We start from the raw sequence: 15,845 nt of genomic DNA, 5'->3' as shown, positions 1-15,845 counted from the left end.
ATTGAATTTGGCTGTTAGAGTTATTCTACAGCCTCGTTATACCTACAGGGGGCACGGTGAAATTTTTAATTCTGATATTTTCGTTTATTTCATTATCTAGTTTTGCATGTTCAGATGGTAAACCCGAAAACGGTATAGCCGCTTTTATTACTAAAGAAAGTCACCTTAGGTCATTAGATGTCTCGGTTTATTACCCTTTAAAGTTTGGCGAAGCAATTGCTTTTCGCGCAGACATTTCATTTGGTAATAACATAGACGAGTCAATGTTATCCGTTCCTACAAATGTAACAGTACCTTATCAACTGACGGAGAATCCAGAATTAAAAAACTATATGGTATCCACTTTTCTAGTTGAGCCTAGTATGTTAGACAAGATTTCCATTACTGTTTATTATAAACGACAGAAACGCAAAGGTGGGTTAATTACATTTTGTGCGGGGCCAGTAGCAATATATAAAATTAATGATTTACCTATTAAGTAGGTATAACAAGGCAATTAAGTCGGATTCGTAACAGTTTGCTCGGTTCCACTTCGTTTCACATTTTAGCAAACTGTTACTCACCGCTTATTGCGGCGTTGTGGCTGTAGAATTACTCTTTTTTAAGAAAAACAGCTTGTTTTATGGGTTCCAAATGCATTACCTAATGCTTTAAAAACGCTTAGAGTTAATTACAGGAGCTCGTTTTTTAATTGAATTTGGCTGTTAGAGTTATTCTACAGCCTCGTTAGCAGTCAGGTTTTAGGATTAAGTTAAATGGAATTTTTTAAGCAAGTAATATATGAAATGTACGGTTTTACTTTACTGGAATTTCTTTTTTACGCCTTAGATGCACTTGTCATCTGCGCTTGTTTTATAGCTTTGTTAGTGGGCTCAGTTAAATTAAATCGTCGCGTTAACTCCAAGGATTCTCGGCTGCTCGTTTTCTCTTGTCTAACGGTACTGGTTCTAAGTGTCTTATCAGGTGTCGTATCAGAATATAGTTATCAAGAAAATGATTCCTTGTCTTTGACGGAGCTGCTAATGATTTACTCTCCATCAGTTGCAGTTGTATGTCTTACAATTAGTCTTCTTCGAGTTTTAAAAAGCTTAAGAGGTAATTTAAACAATGACTGCTAACAAAGCGCTTAAGCCTCTCCCTTCGGTCGCTGGGACGCCTATACGCGGGGCGGCTTCGCCATTATGCCCCACGTATCAGCACCCCTTAGCTTAAAGTTATACGCAAATATGAATTCGAACATTGTGCCACAAAATAAACATGATTTAGATGCATGCATTAACTTACAAGCTATCCCTAATTCGGAGTTGCCATTATATTTTGAGCAACTACTTCCATGGCTTCAAGATATTAATTGGCCAGTGGCATTACCTGTTGCGGAAAAACTATCACAGGCGAACGATGATTTAGTTCCGTTTATCAATGAAATCTTACTGGGTAATGATGATATCTGGAAGTGTAATGCCATTGAGTATTTAATTATGAAACTGAAACCACAAGTAATGGAATCAGCTTTAGTTGAGGTTGTTAAAATTATTAACTCTCCTACTCAATCTGAAATAGATGAAGGTGTTAATTTAATTGCAAGAGAAGCTGTGTTCTATTACAGTCATTGCGTATAATCGGTTAGCCGGAGGTTTCTAATCTCCAGCCCCCAAACCACCCATCATGCGCTTTTTATTGACAGGAAGTGCAATGGGCGGTTCATCTCCTGTAATGAATATTGATCCAAATATCTTTCAATGACACTAAACCTTGTGATGCTAAGTAGTCATTGCCTAGCGCAATGTTAATTCCTTTTGTTTTTGAGCTTCTACAAGGGCGTTCGTTTCCAAGCGCCTACTTTTGGTACTGTGATACCACAGGCTCTGGCGAGTCGCACGCTAACCCCCAATTTCATTAAACTGCGAACTTTAGTGTGTACTATTCCCTTTATAAAGAGCGCCATCGCCGCCAGTAGCACATTCTTATCCTGCGGCGGATCCAATGATCTAAATCCACCGTTAGATAATAAGCATTGGCAGGCTGAAAATGAGCTACATTGACAAGATGAAGGTCAAAATAGACAGTCTATTGGAACGACGACAATGTTTTATAAAGTAATGGTAAAAGACTCGGCAGTATTGAGCCTGTCTTTCTTGAGGTAAAAAGCGCAATATTACAGTCAATAAAGACATGAATAAATTGACCTTACGCGGACAAACTAATGTGAATGCATTCACTTTATTCTGCGGCAACTGTATTGCCTTGTTCATAATCTAGAAAAGCTGAGAAACACGATGCATTAATAAGGGTAACCCCTTATCACTTTAAATAAACCACTCACACACCTGCAATCCCTTTCAAAACGCCGATTAAAACAACACCAAGTCCTCTTTTTATATTTACGTGAAATAGAAGTAACCGATTGAACCAAAATAGGAACTCAGCTATGGTTGATGCATCAATAAAAATAAATTAAAACGAGTTGTTCTACGGGCTCGTTATGTTCTAGGGAGAAATTATGATTTATACGACAACGGAAACTGTTCCTGGCAAGGAAATTGAAGCTGTATTGGGCATCGTCAATGGGAACATGGTTCAGTCTAAACATGTTGGTCGAGATATCATGGCTGGTTTAAAAGGTATTGTGGGCGGCGAACTCAAAGGCTATACCGAGATGTTGATGGAAGCTCGAAATATAGCGGTAGAACGATTAATAGAAGATGCAAAAAAGTTAAATGCCGATGCAATAGTAGGAATACGATTTACAACTAGCTCAGTTACTGATGGGGCATCAGAAATATTAGTGTTTGGCACAGCTGTTAAATTTCGAACATAACCGGGTAGCCGGAGTTCTCTAGCCTCCAGCTCCACACCACTCATCTTAACATTGGTGTTTCCCCTGTTTTTATGACGTTTAATTAGCATGAATATTGAATAGCTCAAGATGTAACAATAACAGTTAAACTGTAGATACAAAAAAACTCCGTAAAGCGGAGTTTTCTTTGCGAATATTCTAAAAGATCAATCTATTAAGCCCAGAATTTCAAGTCTTTCTTTTGCTTTGATATATCGTGCGCGGACGTCATCAATTTGCGGTTGAGTTAACTTTTTACCAAAGGTACGAAGCCCGCCGTTGGCATCGTTATGATGAATTCCGAAAGCAAATTTTAGGTACTCTAAAAGTAACGGTTGTGCATCAAGGTAGGAGATAGAATTCATCGCCTGAGAAATTTTATTTGCCTCAGCCCACTCTCCGTTATTTACATATTCTTGCATAGTAATACTCGCTTTTGGGAATATACACCCAACGCCTGTAATTCCACCACATGCACCAGCGAGCCCTGCATGTACCGTTACGGTATCAACACCGGCCAGCACTTTTAAATCTTTGTTCTCTAGTATCATTGTTTCAATAACTGACACGTCTATAGTCGATATCTTAAGCGCGGTTACTTCAGGCAGGGCTGCAAGTCTTGTAAGAAGATCAGTTGAGAGCGCATGATAGCCGGCCGCATCAGGGTTGTTATAAGGCATTATTGTTATGCCGGCTTCTTTTGCCGCTGCTGCAGAAAGTGCGTAGTACGCATACATTTGTTCATCAGATGGTGCTACTTTTGTTTTTGGTGGCATTACCATAACGGTATCCACACCAACTGTTGCTAGCTCTTTAACGATTTTAGCAAGTTCTTCTTTCGTTTCTGCCGCAGCGCCACTGATCAATGGAACATTGTATTCATTAGCAACACTAGAAAGGGCTTTTAGCAAAGAAAGGCGCTGCTCAGAACTTAGGTAGCTATTCTCACCCAGAGTACCAGAGCCAACCAGCCCACCCATTCTAGTTCCATGTTTACCTTGAACTTTTAAAATATCAGCAGCGTATTTTTGTGTTGCTTCAAGGTCAATTTCAAGGACTCCAGATTCTGACTCTTTTAGCCATGTAAATACGGCCGGCATAACTGTATATCGCCAATCTTTACTGCTTGCTTCCATCATATTCTCTCTTTTGTTTTATATTGTATACATTATGCAATTATTGTATCAGTAAAATTAACTTCGGCAAGGCCGGGATAAAAATAAAGCTAAATATAAATAAATCTGACATCTACCTTAAAGTTGAATAATAGCCGACAGATTTGAAGAGTCCCACCAAACTAGCGTCAAAGCACTTAGAGTATGAAAAGTGACTCGCCTAGAGCTATGCTCAATAATGTGGTTTATATTTCACGTAGGCGGGGTTTTATGCCGCGCGGATCTTCAAATATATAAAACTGCGCGAGGTAAACTCCCGCCTACTTTCCTTGTTTTTATTGCTGTTCTCTTTTCAAATGAAACATATTTTTTATATGATATGTGAAATAAATGTATATTTAATATTGTATACAATATGTAATGAGTGTATATTTTTTGCGTCTGAGGTTAGACAGACAACAAAAATCAACAGGATCAAGGAACATATTCATGTTTACATATAATAAAAAGCAAACTCGGGGTGTTGGCGTTAAAACATTATTAGCAACGGCGGTTACAGCTGCGTTAATGATGGCACCTGCTGCGCATGCGGTAGATGGTAGCAGTGTTGTAAAAGGCCATGTTGTGGCTCAGGCAGGTACGGATTTAATTGGCGCAACAATCACACTAAAGCATAAAAGCAAGGGCTTGGTTTATACAATTACAAGTAATGCGCAAGGTGAGTATTTGCTGCGTAATGTACCAGTAGGTACGTATGATGTGACAATTGTTAAAGATGGTTACCAAACACTAACAGAAGAAAATGTTTCTGTGACGATTGGACAATCAATTATTCTTGATGTACAGCTTTATAAAGCGGGTACCGATATGGAGCGCATTGCGGTAACTGGCGCTGCGATCCGTCGTGTTGATATGGCGTCTTCTACGTCGGGCTTAACATTTAGCGACGCTGAGCTTAAAGCGATGCCAGTAAATACGGGTTTTGAAAGTATTGCGTTATTAGCGCCGGGTACTGTTGCACCGGGTGGCTCAAACTTTAAAGGTGCATCGAGCTTTGGTGGCTCGTCTGCTGCTGAAAATGGCTATTACTTTAATGGTTTAAATGTGACGAGTATTCGTACCGGGTTGGGTTCAATACGCCTGCCGTGGGAAGCTATTTCGCAAACCCAAGTTAAAACGGGCGGCGTGAGTCCTGAATTTGGTGGCGCATTAGGCGGTATTGTTAATGCTGTTTCTAAATCAGGTGATAATGACTTTAAATTTGGTGCTGAAGTACGCTGGGATCCAAATAGCTTACGCAGCCAACATGACTCAATATTTCAAGATAATGGCACGATAAGCACCAATACGCAGCAAAGTAGTTACGACTTTAAAGAACTGCAATTGTGGGCCAGTGGTGCGATTATCGAAGATACTTTGTTCTTTTATGGTTTATTTGCACCGCGCCGTGAGGAGTCTAATAGCGCAGGTCAAACGACGTTCTCAGATTTTGAGCGTGATGAAGATCGCTGGTTTACCAAAGTAGATTGGTTTATTAATGAAGACCATTCAGTAGGCTTTTCAGCCATGAACAACAAACGTACATGGACTGATAAAACCTTTGCTTATAGCTGGAAAGACAATGTTGTAGGTGCGCAACAAGGTGTGGATGCGCCGGGTGAAGACGGCGGTAATGTATATAGCATTAACTATAATGGTTACCTTAGCGATACGTTTTCTGTCTCTGCGGTAATAGGGCGCGTTACTGAAAATGTTGAAAACGTTGTAGCCTCGCCAAACCCTGGTGTATGGGATGCACGTGATGGCTCTGTTACGCTAAGCCAACACACTAATTCCGCGGTTAGCGAAGAGGAGTACACTCGTGATCAAGCACGTATCGATTTTAGTTGGGATTTAGATGCACATTCAATTCAATTTGGTGTGGATTATACCAAAGTTGATGTGGTATCTCATTCAGGCCAGAACGGTGTTGGTGATGCAGAAGGTTGGTGGACAGTAAAAACTGCGGGCGAAAATGATGTATCAGGCGCAGCGGTCGGTAGTGATTATATTGAACGTCGCATCCGTACTCGTGACGTAGAGTCAGACGTTTCTTCATTGGCATTTTATATTAACGACTCTTGGCAGGCGACTGATAATTTAGTGCTTAATTTAGGTGTTCGATACAGCGAATTTGAAAATACGGTATCAGATGGCCGTGCTTTTGTAGATATTGATGGTCAAATTGCGCCACGCTTACAAGCTATCTACGATCTATCAGGTGATGGCAGCTCAAAGGTTTTTGCAACCTATGGACGTTATTTCCAGCCAGTGTCTGCCAATATGAATATCACTCAAGGGTCTGCGTCAGTAGAGTGGTTTGAATATTTCGATTTAGATCAGCTAGATGGTAACGGAGCGCCAAGCTTAATGACCGATGGTTCGCCAAGTCGTGGTGAAATGCTGCGAGATAGGCGCTGGCGCCAACGTGGTATTACTGAGCCAGGCTTAATAGCATCAGCCTCTTTAAAGCCTATGTACAGTGATGAATTTACCATTGGTTATCAACAAGAAGTGTTCGATACCATGTCAGCTGGTGTACGTGCCATTTACCGTGATTTAGGTCGCAGTGTAGAAGACACTGATGTAGGCCCTGTTTTAGCTAAAAAATTAGCAGAAATGGGCATAACCGATAATGTCGGTCAGGGTTCGTATTATGTCCTTAATAATCCCGGCGAAGCGATTCAAATGTCGTATGACTTTGATGGTGACGGCCAAGTTGATGATGTTAATTTAAGTGCAGAGGAACTTTCACTTCCTGCGGCACAACGAAAATATTTAGCACTTGAGTTTACTTTAGACGGCAATGTAACAGACGATTTACGCATTAATACGTCATATACGTGGTCTCATAGTTATGGCAACACGGAAGGACTCGTCAAAACCGATAATAACCAAGCGGATCCGGGCTGGACAACGTCATATGACTACGGTGACTTGATGGACCATGGTTATGGTAATTTACCAAATGATCATCGCCACGCTATTAAACTCAGCGGTGCTTACACTATTACAGACTCGTTAACGTTAGGCTTAGTTGCGCGTACTGCGTCGGGTCGACCTAAGAGTTATTTCTCAGTGCACCCTGAAGGAGTCGATAGCTGTGCAAAAGGCAGTCCATGGGATGCATGTGCCAGTAAATACTACGACCAAGCATCACATTATGATGAAAATGGTAACCCAGCTCCGCGTGGAAGCAAAGGTAATTTACCGTGGGCTACAAATATAGATATGTCGCTTACGTATTACACAGACTTTTTTGGCGCTGATATGACATTAAAAGGCACTGTTTATAATTTACTTGATAGTGACAGTGCCATTTCGATTAATGAAGAGCGTGCGCAGTATGGTGATGATGGCTTAGAGCTTAACCCTGACTATGGATTGGTGACAGGCCGACAAGGTGCGCGTTATGTATCGTTAACCGCGCGTATAGAGTTTTAAATTCCCTGGTAAGATGCTGTTAAATAACAATAAGGTAATAACTTTACCCATCGTTTTTAGCTTGTTGTTTTAATGTTTAAGCACATTCTCTGTTAAGAGTGATACAGCCTTGATGCCGAGCAGGAAACTGCTCGGCATTTTTCATTAAAGTTATTGCACTAAAAAACATTAAGATATATTGTATGCAAAAAGGAGTTGATGATGTCCCACACTTTATTCTCTCACTGGCAACAGCCAAATAATGATTGGTTACAAATACACACCCTGGATATGCACACCGGGGGCGAGCCGCTGCGTATTATTGTTGATGGTTTTGAGCAGCTAGTAGGTAATACGATGCTTGAAAAACGTGCAGATTGTTTAGCTCGCTTTGATTACTTACGCAAAGCATTGATGTTTGAACCTCGCGGTCATGCTGACATGTATGGCGCAGTGATCACCCCCGCTGAGCGCCCAGATAGCCACTTTGGCGTACTTTTTTTACATAATGAAGGCTACAGTACGATGTGCGGGCATGCGATTATTGCGCTGGCAACCGCTGCAAAAGATTGCAGATTTGTTGAGTTTAAAGATGGTCATAATGAGCTAAGAATAGACACTCCTGCAGGGCTTATAAAAGCCTATGTTGAACTTAAAAATAATCAGTTACAGCAGGTGTATTTTGATAATGTCGCCAGCTTTGTCGATAAACTCGACGTTCAAATAAGCTTGCCTATGTTTGGCTCAGTTAGCTGCGATATAGCATTTGGCGGTGCATATTACGCATTTGTTGATGCAGACACCCTTGATTTAAGCTTAGCGCCTGAAAATCATGAGCAGATAATTAGTCTTGGTAAAGCGATTAAACAGCAGGTTACTAAGCAATACCAACCAAAACACCCGAGCGATAATGGACTTGGCTTTCTATACGGGGTTATTTTTTACTCCAATAGTCAGTTATCGCAAGTCAATCACTTTAGTCGCCATGTGTGTGTATTTGCCGAAGGTGAACTTGATAGAAGCCCAACAGGCACAGGCGTAAGTGCTCGTGCAGCATTAGCATTTGCTAAAGGCGAGTTAGCCGTTGGGCAAAGTGCAAATATTGAGAGCATTTTAGGCTCCTTATTTAATGTGAAAATTAAGCAATCATGCACCTTTGAAACACATGCTGCTATTATTCCCCGCGTTACTGGTAGTGCATTTATAACAGGTAAACATACATTTTTAATTGATCCGAACGATCCCCTAAAGCAAGGATTTATTTTTCGATGAATAGTCATTTTTTTCAGCGCCAACAGATTTTAAAACAACAACTAATAAATGATAATTTAACTGCTATTTTAGTTTTAGGTCATGAAAATATTCGCTACTTGAGTGGCTTTAGTGGTAACGCGGCGTATGCAATAGTAACACCAGCTAGTTGTGTACTTATTACTGATTACCGCTACTTTGAACGGGCAAAGCAAGAGTGCCAAGGTTTTGAAGTGATCTGCCGTGATCGTGATAACGAGAGCTTGGGTCATTGTATTAATCGTTTTTTACCAGCTAATAGCGATTTGGGTTTTGATGCCGCATTTATAAATGTGGCATTGTGGCAGCAGGTTGCAAATGATTTGAATAGCCATACATTAGTGCCAATCCAAGGTGTAATTGAACGCCAGCGCATGATCAAAAATGACTGGGAAGTAACACAAATTAAAGCTGCGGCAGCGATTGCTGATGAAGCGTTAGCACACACACTGCCATACTTTAAAGTCGGTGTGAGTGAGCGTGATTTAGCCCTAGAGCTTGAGTTTAGAATGCAAAAACTAGGCTCAGAAGGCATGTCATTTGCGACCATTTTAATGTTTGCTGAACGTACATCACTCCCCCATGGCAGCCCAAGTGAGCGCACACTTAAAGAGGGCGATTTTATTACCTTAGATTTTGGTGCTGTTATTAATGGTTATCGCTCAGACATGACTCGCAGCTATGTATTAGGCAAGGCGTCAAGCAAACAAACTCAAATTTACAATGCAGTTGCGACTGCTCAACAAACTGCTATTAATTTACTTAAGCCTGGTGTTGATTGTATTGATTTACAAAATGCCTCGCAACGAGTATTGGATGACTCAGGTTATGGGAAGTGGGCAGGGCAAGGGCTTGGCCACGGTTTGGGGCTATTTTTACATGAACACCCCTTTATTAATAAAAATGTGAGTCATGTTTTAGAGGTTGGTAATGTGATAACAATTGAACCGGGTATTTACATCCCTGATTTTGGTGGTGTACGTCTTGAAGAAGATATTTTAATTACACCAATCGGCTACGAAATATTAACGCATGCACCAAAGCCATTTGAGCTGGAGCTATAAAATGCAAGTTATTGATACAAAGCACATTGATAGCGCTCTTGATTTTGATTCGTTAATAACTGCTATGCAACAAGGATTTGCGCTCGATTTTGGCATGCCAAAACGTAACGTGTATGAGTTAGATAGCAACAGTGCCAGCCATGATGCGTTTGCTGTGCTACCTGCTTGGAATGAACAAGTGATTGGGGTTAAAGCATTTACTTACTTTCCAAACAATGGCGAAGCGGGTTTTGACTCGTTGTATTCTAAAATTATGCTGTTTTCGCGCGAGCACGGCGAGCCACTGGCATTGGTGGATGGAACGCGGATTACTTTGTGGCGCACGGCGAGTGTATCTGCACTGGCGAGTCGTTATTTATCTCGAGAGAACAGCAAGCATTTAGTGTTTTTTGGCAGTGGCAACTTAGCCCAATACATGGTACGTGCACATTTAGCTGTACGTGATTTTAAGCGGGTAACGCTGGTGGCGCGCAATAAATTAAAAGTAGCCGCCCTGCAACGTCGTTTACAGCATGCATTTCCCGATGTTGAGTTTGTGATTGGACAAAGCACACAGGAGATTATTTATAGCGCTGACGTGATCAGCTGCGCAACCGGTTCTGCTAAACCATTATTTGATGGTAACTGGTTAAAAGCAGGCACGCATATTGATTTAATAGGTAATCATCACAGCGAGCATCGTGAATGCGACACCACGACCATCACCCGCAGCCGTGTTTATGTAGATAGCAAAGCAAATGTTTTGGCAGAAGCAGGTGAGTTATTAATACCGATAGCGCAAGGGGTATTTAGTGAGCAAGATGTATGTGCAGAGTTGGCTGATTTAGCCAAGGTAAATACCATTGCTCGTTTTAATGAAACGGATATAACAGTATTTAAGTCAGTTGGTACGGCATTGAGTGATTTAATTGCTGCATATAAAGTGTACACCCAAACCACCTGCAAAATGACCAACTGAAACTCGCATCTTTAGGTCGTTTGGGTATATCAATCTTTACAAGGCTAGAAACTGATGAGCAAAGTACTATTTATATTGGGGGCTATTTTTATATTCGTTGGCATTTTGCCACTACTGCGCTGGCTAAAAAGTAAAATTAGCAAGCATCATTGGCGAGTATGCCCGATTGACGATATAACGAGTGTTGTTAATACGCGCGTGGCATCGCGTGAGTTACTACCACAAAAATCAATGTTAGTAAGCTTTCGCTTTAATAACCATTTGCACAGTGTTTTAATTGGTTACGACAGACGATTATTACTGCGTTTTAGAGATTCGCAAAGCTGCACTATATTAGTTGATAAAGATAACCCGCAGAGTGTGTATAACAATGCGCAGCTGTGGCATAGCTACGCAACAATATGGTTATTTTCAGGGGTAAGCCTATGTGCGGGTAGTTACTTTTTAGTGCCGTAGTTTTGGCCATTTAAAGGTTGGTATAAAGTAACTTAAAAACCAACCTTTTGGGTACGGGCTATTTTTTAGCGTAAGGCAGGCGAGTTAAGTGGCGAGTTTTATGATAGCTATCTAAACCACTGATAGCGACTGTATTTATAAGTTCAATGTCCAGAAAACCGTCGTCCATCACGGCTATATCATCAACGTGTATGTCCATTATTTCACCGATTACCAGCTCTGTTGCGTTAATATTAAGGTGCTGATGATCAACAAACTTAACAGCGTATTTTAGTTTACTTTGCGCGACGAATGGAGCTTTAAAATCAGCTAAGTATTGCTCCGTTAAGCCTGTTGCATCAAACTCAGACTCATCCTTATCATAGCGAGCTGATGTTTGATGTGCTTGCTCAACAATTTCACTGTTAACTTGGTTGATTGTAAATACACCGGTCTGAATAATATTTTCAAAGGTGTGTCTAGGTACGCTGTGTGGACGCATTATCATTGCGACCAAAGGTGGATGCGCGCCTAAGTGGATAACTGAACTGACAATCGCCAAATTTGTATTACCTGATTCGTCTTGTGTACCAATTAAATTAGCGCTTTTGAATCCAGACAATGAGTTTATCAGATGAGTGCGATAATCCTTTTCAAAGCTTTCGATTGCGTCTTTTGTTATATGCATGATGAATCCTTACCAGTGAATGTGTTCGCCTCGCCAATCTATGTAAGCTGGCGTACCAATATTTGTTAATTGTTCGGGTGTTTGTAAAAGAGCAAATAATTGATCCGCCACAAATTCAGGTGTAAACAGTTTTCCTGCGGGGACATTTTTTTGAAATGGTTTAGATAGTTCAGTATCTGTTGTGCCAGGGTGAAAAAGCACTAACCGTGTTTGTTTTGCTCTGCGGGCAAGCTCTATGGCAGCAGTTTTAAACAACATATTAAGCGCCGCTTTAGAGGCGCGATAGCTATACCATCCACCTAAATCATTATCAGTAATACTACCAACACGCGCACTGAGTGAGGTTATCACACAGGGGGATTTATGATTAAGTAGTGGTAAAATAGATTGTAAGCACAATACCGGTGTAAGTGCATTGGTGTTTAGCAGTACGTTGAAATAATTTTCATCTAAATCTTCGAGTTTTTTTTCTGGCATTGATTGGTCAAAATGCAGTAAACCGTTGAATATTAAAACTTGAGTAGGAGTAATGTTTTTAGTTTTTAAATGGGCTGTTAATTTGGCTAAGCTGGATTTGGTGTAATCACTGTGTATTTGTTCAATAAGTAATGAAGTGTTGGGCAATTGAATCTGCGCACGGCTTATACAAAAAACATGCGCGTTGGCGTCATCTGATGCAATTTTTTCTATGTATGCTTTTGCAATTGCACTGTTTGCGCCAAATAAAATATACACAGATGACATTATTTGATCCCACATGATGATTTACACAGTACGCTTGAGATTTGCAGGCGATACTTTGCAAATACCCAGTACCCTAGATCGGCAAAAAAGCGTATTACAGGAAGTTGTAAAATCTTTAACCATGAATGACGACCAACGGCTTTCCAAGCCGCAAATGTAACATCTAAGCCATATAGCATTTCGCCATTGTCACTTTGACCATGTAAAAAAGCCTGAGCATCTTGGCGTTTTATATAGCTATAGCGGTCTTCAAAATCATCTTTGTTGATATCTTCAAGGACAATTTGGTTGCGTGTGTCGGCGTGTTTGAGTTGTTGCATTTCTTTGCTGCATAAAGGGCATTTGCCATCGTAAAAAATAATCACAGTTTACTCATCCAGTATCAATTCATTATTAATTGTTACGAAATAGAATAAGCTTTGGATCTGTTCAATTAGCAATTTGGATGATATTAATAGAGCCTAACAAAATAAGGGTTAGCAAAATGTCGATTTTAACCATTATCCACACTCCACACTTTTAAAATCGATCCGGCTAACTATTTGTACCTAAACGGTATAAAAACATCAACAATGGAGTATCAGGAATGAGTGAACAATATGCCGCCTTACGGGGGAACGTTAATTTATTGGGCCAATTATTAGGCCAAACAATTAAAGACGCCCAAGGACAAGCAATTTTAGATAAAGTGGAAGAGATCCGAGCTTTAGCTAAATCATCTCGCACAGGTAATGAGCAAGATCGTTATGCCTTAATTGATGTTCTGCACGCTTTAACTGATGAAGAGCTATTGCCCGTCGCGCGTGCGTTTAATCACTTTTTAAACTTAGCGAATGTTGCTGAGCAATTTCATACAATATCGCGCTTTAACGATGTTGGATTTTGTCAATTAAGCCCTCTGACACAAACACTTAAAGCGTTATCAAGCCAAGTCCAGCAAGGTAAAATAGATCCAAACCAAATAGCAGACAACCTTGCTAAATTACATATCAATTTAGTACTAACCGCGCATCCTACAGAAGTAACTCGTCGTACTATTATTAATAAACATGTTGAACTAAGTGACTGTTTAGCAGCGCTTGAGCGCACTGATAACTTACCATTTGAACGTGAGAATATTTTAAACCGTATTGCTCAGCTTATTAGCCAAGCATGGCATACTGATGATATTCGTCGCTCGCGACCAACCCCCATTGATGAAGCGAAATGGGGCTTTGCGGTTATAGAAAACAGCTTGTGGCATGCGGTTCCTCGTTTTTTACGTGATTTTAGTAAAGAAGTAAAAGAGCATCTGGATTTAGAACTGCCAAACAACTATAGCCCGGTTGAATTTACATCTTGGATGGGGGGCGATCGCGATGGCAATCCATTTGTTACTGCACAGGTAACACAGCAAGTGTTGGATCATGGTCGTTGGATGGCGCTTGATTTGTACAGTCGTGATATTGAGACCTTAAGTACAGAGCTATCAATGTCGCAAGCAAGTGATGAACTGATTGAGCAGGCAGGACAAGAGTTTGAACCATATCGTGCTGTATTAAAAGATCTCAAGGCACAGGTGAGTGAAACGGTAGCTCATTTAGGCGCTAAAATTATGGGTAATCGCAGTGAAGCGCAAGACATCATTACTGATATTAGCCAAATTAAATACCCTCTAGAGGCGTGCTATCGCTCATTACTTAAAACAAATATGGGTGTTGTAGCGAATGGTTTATTATTAGATGTATTACACCGTATTAATAGCTTTGGGATCCGATTAGCTAAGCTTGATGTACGTCAAGATTCATCACGCCATAGCGATGTTTTTTCAGAGTTAACACGTTACTTGGGTCTGGGTGATTACAATCAATGGCAAGAAGAAGATAAGCAAGCCTTTTTATTGGCTGAGCTTAACTCTCGCCGCCCACTTATCCCTAAACATTGGCAACCAAGCGCAGATGTTAAAGAAGTGCTCGATACCTTTGATGTAATAGCACAACAAGATGCGTCAACATTTGGTTTATACGTGATTTCAATGGCACGTACAGCATCAGATGTGCTGGCGGTACAATTATTATTAAAAGAAAGTGGCTGTGGTTTTAAACTGCCAGTTGCGCCGTTATTTGAAACCTTAGATGATTTAAACGCCGGGCACAGTGTTATAACGCAATTACTGGATAATAATTGGTATCGTGGTCAAGCTGAGGGTGTGCAAAACGTCATGATCGGTTATTCAGATTCAGCTAAAGACGCTGGTATGATGGCAGCGGGTTGGGCTCAATATGAAGCAATGGATAAACTTGTACAATTAGCGCAGCAACGCGGTATTGAACTGGTGTTGTTTCATGGTCGTGGTGGTACGGTGGGTCGTGGTGGTGCACCTGCAGCGCAAGCACTTCGTTCACAACCGCCAGGATCACTCAAAGGTGGCCTGCGTGTAACTGAGCAAGGTGAAATGATCCGCTTTAAATTTGGTTTGCCTAATGTGGCATTACAAAGTTTAAATATATACGCGGGTGCAGTGCTTGAAAGTAACTTATTACCGCCGCCAGAACCTAAAGATAAATGGCGTGACGTGATGGCATTGATCAGCGAAAAATCATGTGAACATTATCGTAATGTGGTTCGTCATGATGACAATTTCGTGCCGTATTTTAGAATGGCAACACCTGAGCAAGAGCTATCTAAATTACCGCTAGGTTCAAGGCCTGCTAAACGAAACCCACATGGTGGCGTTGAAAGCTTACGTGCTATTCCGTGGATATTTGCATGGAGTCAAAACCGTCTAATGCTGCCAGCATGGTTAGGTGCATTAACAGGGCTACAGGCAGCACTTGAAAAGCATGGCATAGAGACGCTTAATGAAATGAGTCAACAATGGCCATTTTTCAGAGCGCGTCTAGAAATGCTCGAAATGGTGTTTAGTAAGGCTGACTGCTGGTTAAGCGCGCATTATGACGATGCGTTAGTTGAGACACAATACAAACCTCTTGGTGTGACGTTACGCCAAGAGCTAAAACAAGCCATTGAATTAGTTCAATCATTGAGCCCACAACAAAGCTTATTGGCAGATCAGCCATGGATCAAAGAATCTATCAATTTGCGTAATCCGTACACCGATCCACTTAATGTATTACAAGTTGAGCTGTTAAAACGCTCTCGTGAAGCTGCGCAAGGTAGCTCCGGTGATATTGATAATGCACTAATGATCACTATGACGGGCATTGCCGCTGGTATGCGTAATACGGGTTAGATAGCGTTAACTTAGGGTTTA

At 40.9% G+C, this 15,845-nt stretch carries 14 protein-coding genes and 1 pseudogene; 10 read left to right on the top strand and 5 right to left on the bottom strand.

The features are described from left to right. The first annotated feature begins 56 nt into the window (after positions 1–56). Both HJP15_RS09730 and HJP15_RS09725 read left to right on the top strand, forming a co-directional pair. Positions 57–482, top strand: coding sequence for a hypothetical protein (locus HJP15_RS09730; protein ID WP_170173632.1), 426 nt, complete (start codon positions 57–59; stop codon positions 480–482). 744 nt (positions 483–1,226) lie between these two features. Continuing rightward, positions 1,227–1,619 carry a DUF5071 domain-containing protein gene (locus tag HJP15_RS09725; protein WP_170173631.1) on the top strand — a complete coding sequence of 131 codons (393 nt, stop codon included), beginning with the start codon at positions 1,227–1,229 and terminating at the stop codon, positions 1,617–1,619. 310 nt (positions 1,620–1,929) lie between these two features. Here the strand turns inward: HJP15_RS09725 and HJP15_RS21905 are convergent, their stop codons facing one another. After that, a complete protein-coding gene (locus HJP15_RS21905) occupies positions 1,930–1,998 on the bottom strand; it encodes a hypothetical protein (RefSeq protein ID WP_342884031.1) in 69 nt (22 codons plus the stop codon). A 21-nt stretch (positions 1,999–2,019) separates the two neighbouring features. On the opposite strand from HJP15_RS21905, the pseudogene HJP15_RS22420 reads away from it, so the two are divergent. Both HJP15_RS22420 and HJP15_RS09715 read left to right on the top strand, forming a co-directional pair. Beyond that, a pseudogene (locus HJP15_RS22420) lies at positions 2,020–2,285 on the top strand (transposase); the annotation flags it as partial. Between the two features lie 215 nt (positions 2,286–2,500). After that, complete coding sequence (locus tag HJP15_RS09715; RefSeq protein ID WP_054205931.1) at positions 2,501–2,818, top strand: heavy metal-binding domain-containing protein; 318 nt, start codon at positions 2,501–2,503, stop codon at positions 2,816–2,818. A 185-nt stretch (positions 2,819–3,003) separates the two neighbouring features. Here HJP15_RS09715 and HJP15_RS09710 read toward each other — a convergent pair whose 3' ends face one another. Further along, positions 3,004–3,972, bottom strand: coding sequence for a dihydrodipicolinate synthase family protein (locus tag HJP15_RS09710; RefSeq protein ID WP_170173730.1), 969 nt, complete (start codon positions 3,970–3,972; stop codon positions 3,004–3,006). A gap of 468 nt (positions 3,973–4,440) precedes the next feature. Here HJP15_RS09710 and HJP15_RS09705 point away from each other — a divergent pair, with 468 nt between their 5' ends. From HJP15_RS09705 to HJP15_RS09685, 5 genes are all read left to right on the top strand, one after another. Continuing rightward, complete coding sequence (locus HJP15_RS09705; protein WP_170173630.1) at positions 4,441–7,434, top strand: TonB-dependent receptor; 2,994 nt, start codon at positions 4,441–4,443, stop codon at positions 7,432–7,434. A 201-nt stretch (positions 7,435–7,635) separates the two neighbouring features. After that, on the top strand, positions 7,636–8,685 hold the full coding sequence (locus HJP15_RS09700) for a proline racemase family protein (RefSeq protein ID WP_170173729.1): 1,050 nt from the start codon (positions 7,636–7,638) through the stop codon (positions 8,683–8,685). Next, complete coding sequence (locus tag HJP15_RS09695; protein WP_170173629.1) at positions 8,682–9,767, top strand: M24 family metallopeptidase; 1,086 nt, start codon at positions 8,682–8,684, stop codon at positions 9,765–9,767. Before HJP15_RS09700 ends, HJP15_RS09695 begins: the two co-directional genes overlap by 4 nt. A 1-nt stretch (position 9,768) precedes the next feature. Then, a complete protein-coding gene (gene lhpI, locus HJP15_RS09690; RefSeq protein WP_054205936.1) occupies positions 9,769–10,725 on the top strand; it encodes a bifunctional Delta(1)-pyrroline-2-carboxylate/Delta(1)-piperideine-2-carboxylate reductase in 957 nt (318 codons plus the stop codon). A gap of 54 nt (positions 10,726–10,779) precedes the next feature. Further along, positions 10,780–11,181: a hypothetical protein gene (locus HJP15_RS09685; protein ID WP_054455710.1), complete on the top strand. Its 402-nt coding sequence runs from the start codon at positions 10,780–10,782 to the stop codon at positions 11,179–11,181. Between the two features lie 58 nt (positions 11,182–11,239). Here HJP15_RS09685 and HJP15_RS09680 read toward each other — a convergent pair whose 3' ends face one another. From HJP15_RS09680 to HJP15_RS09670, 3 genes are read right to left on the bottom strand one after another with little or no spacing between them, the layout of a single operon-like run. Continuing rightward, positions 11,240–11,848: a flavin reductase family protein gene (locus HJP15_RS09680; RefSeq protein WP_054205938.1), complete on the bottom strand. Its 609-nt coding sequence runs from the start codon at positions 11,846–11,848 to the stop codon at positions 11,240–11,242. A 9-nt stretch (positions 11,849–11,857) separates the two neighbouring features. After that, positions 11,858–12,592: an SDR family NAD(P)-dependent oxidoreductase gene (locus HJP15_RS09675; protein WP_170173628.1), complete on the bottom strand. Its 735-nt coding sequence runs from the start codon at positions 12,590–12,592 to the stop codon at positions 11,858–11,860. Beyond that, positions 12,592–12,957, bottom strand: a complete 366-nt coding sequence (locus HJP15_RS09670; RefSeq protein WP_054205940.1) for a thiol-disulfide oxidoreductase DCC family protein — start codon at positions 12,955–12,957, stop codon at positions 12,592–12,594. The genes HJP15_RS09675 and HJP15_RS09670 overlap by 1 nt, the downstream gene beginning before the upstream one ends. Positions 12,958–13,178: 221 nt before the next feature. Here HJP15_RS09670 and ppc point away from each other — a divergent pair, with 221 nt between their 5' ends. Continuing rightward, positions 13,179–15,824, top strand: coding sequence for a phosphoenolpyruvate carboxylase (ppc, locus tag HJP15_RS09665; protein ID WP_064435961.1), 2,646 nt, complete (start codon positions 13,179–13,181; stop codon positions 15,822–15,824). The last annotated feature ends 21 nt before the right edge of the window (positions 15,825–15,845 follow it).

It is taken from the genome of Pseudoalteromonas sp. NEC-BIFX-2020_002 (assembly GCF_013002825.1).
Classification (GTDB): Bacteria; Pseudomonadota; Gammaproteobacteria; order Enterobacterales; family Alteromonadaceae; genus Pseudoalteromonas; species Pseudoalteromonas neustonica.
Note: the sequence above shows the minus strand (reverse complement) of the source record. Positions and strands in the feature narration are given on the sequence as shown.

Excerpts from the sequence above, each read along its gene's own strand:
- HJP15_RS09725 (WP_170173631.1), top strand. The coding sequence starts at position 1,227 with ATGAATTCGAACATTGTGCCACAAAATAAACATGATTTAGATGCATGC.
- HJP15_RS09715 (WP_054205931.1), top strand. The coding sequence starts at position 2,501 with ATGATTTATACGACAACGGAAACTGTTCCTGGCAAGGAAATTGAAGCT.
- HJP15_RS09710 (WP_170173730.1), bottom strand. The coding sequence starts at position 3,972 with ATGGAAGCAAGCAGTAAAGATTGGCGATATACAGTTATGCCGGCCGTA.
- HJP15_RS09705 (WP_170173630.1), top strand. The coding sequence starts at position 4,441 with ATGTTTACATATAATAAAAAGCAAACTCGGGGTGTTGGCGTTAAAACA.
- HJP15_RS09700 (WP_170173729.1), top strand. The coding sequence starts at position 7,636 with ATGTCCCACACTTTATTCTCTCACTGGCAACAGCCAAATAATGATTGG.
- HJP15_RS09695 (WP_170173629.1), top strand. The coding sequence starts at position 8,682 with ATGAATAGTCATTTTTTTCAGCGCCAACAGATTTTAAAACAACAACTA.
- lhpI (WP_054205936.1), top strand. The coding sequence starts at position 9,769 with ATGCAAGTTATTGATACAAAGCACATTGATAGCGCTCTTGATTTTGAT.
- HJP15_RS09685 (WP_054455710.1), top strand. The coding sequence starts at position 10,780 with ATGAGCAAAGTACTATTTATATTGGGGGCTATTTTTATATTCGTTGGC.
- HJP15_RS09680 (WP_054205938.1), bottom strand. The coding sequence starts at position 11,848 with ATGCATATAACAAAAGACGCAATCGAAAGCTTTGAAAAGGATTATCGC.
- HJP15_RS09675 (WP_170173628.1), bottom strand. The coding sequence starts at position 12,592 with ATGTCATCTGTGTATATTTTATTTGGCGCAAACAGTGCAATTGCAAAA.
- ppc (WP_064435961.1), top strand. The coding sequence starts at position 13,179 with ATGAGTGAACAATATGCCGCCTTACGGGGGAACGTTAATTTATTGGGC.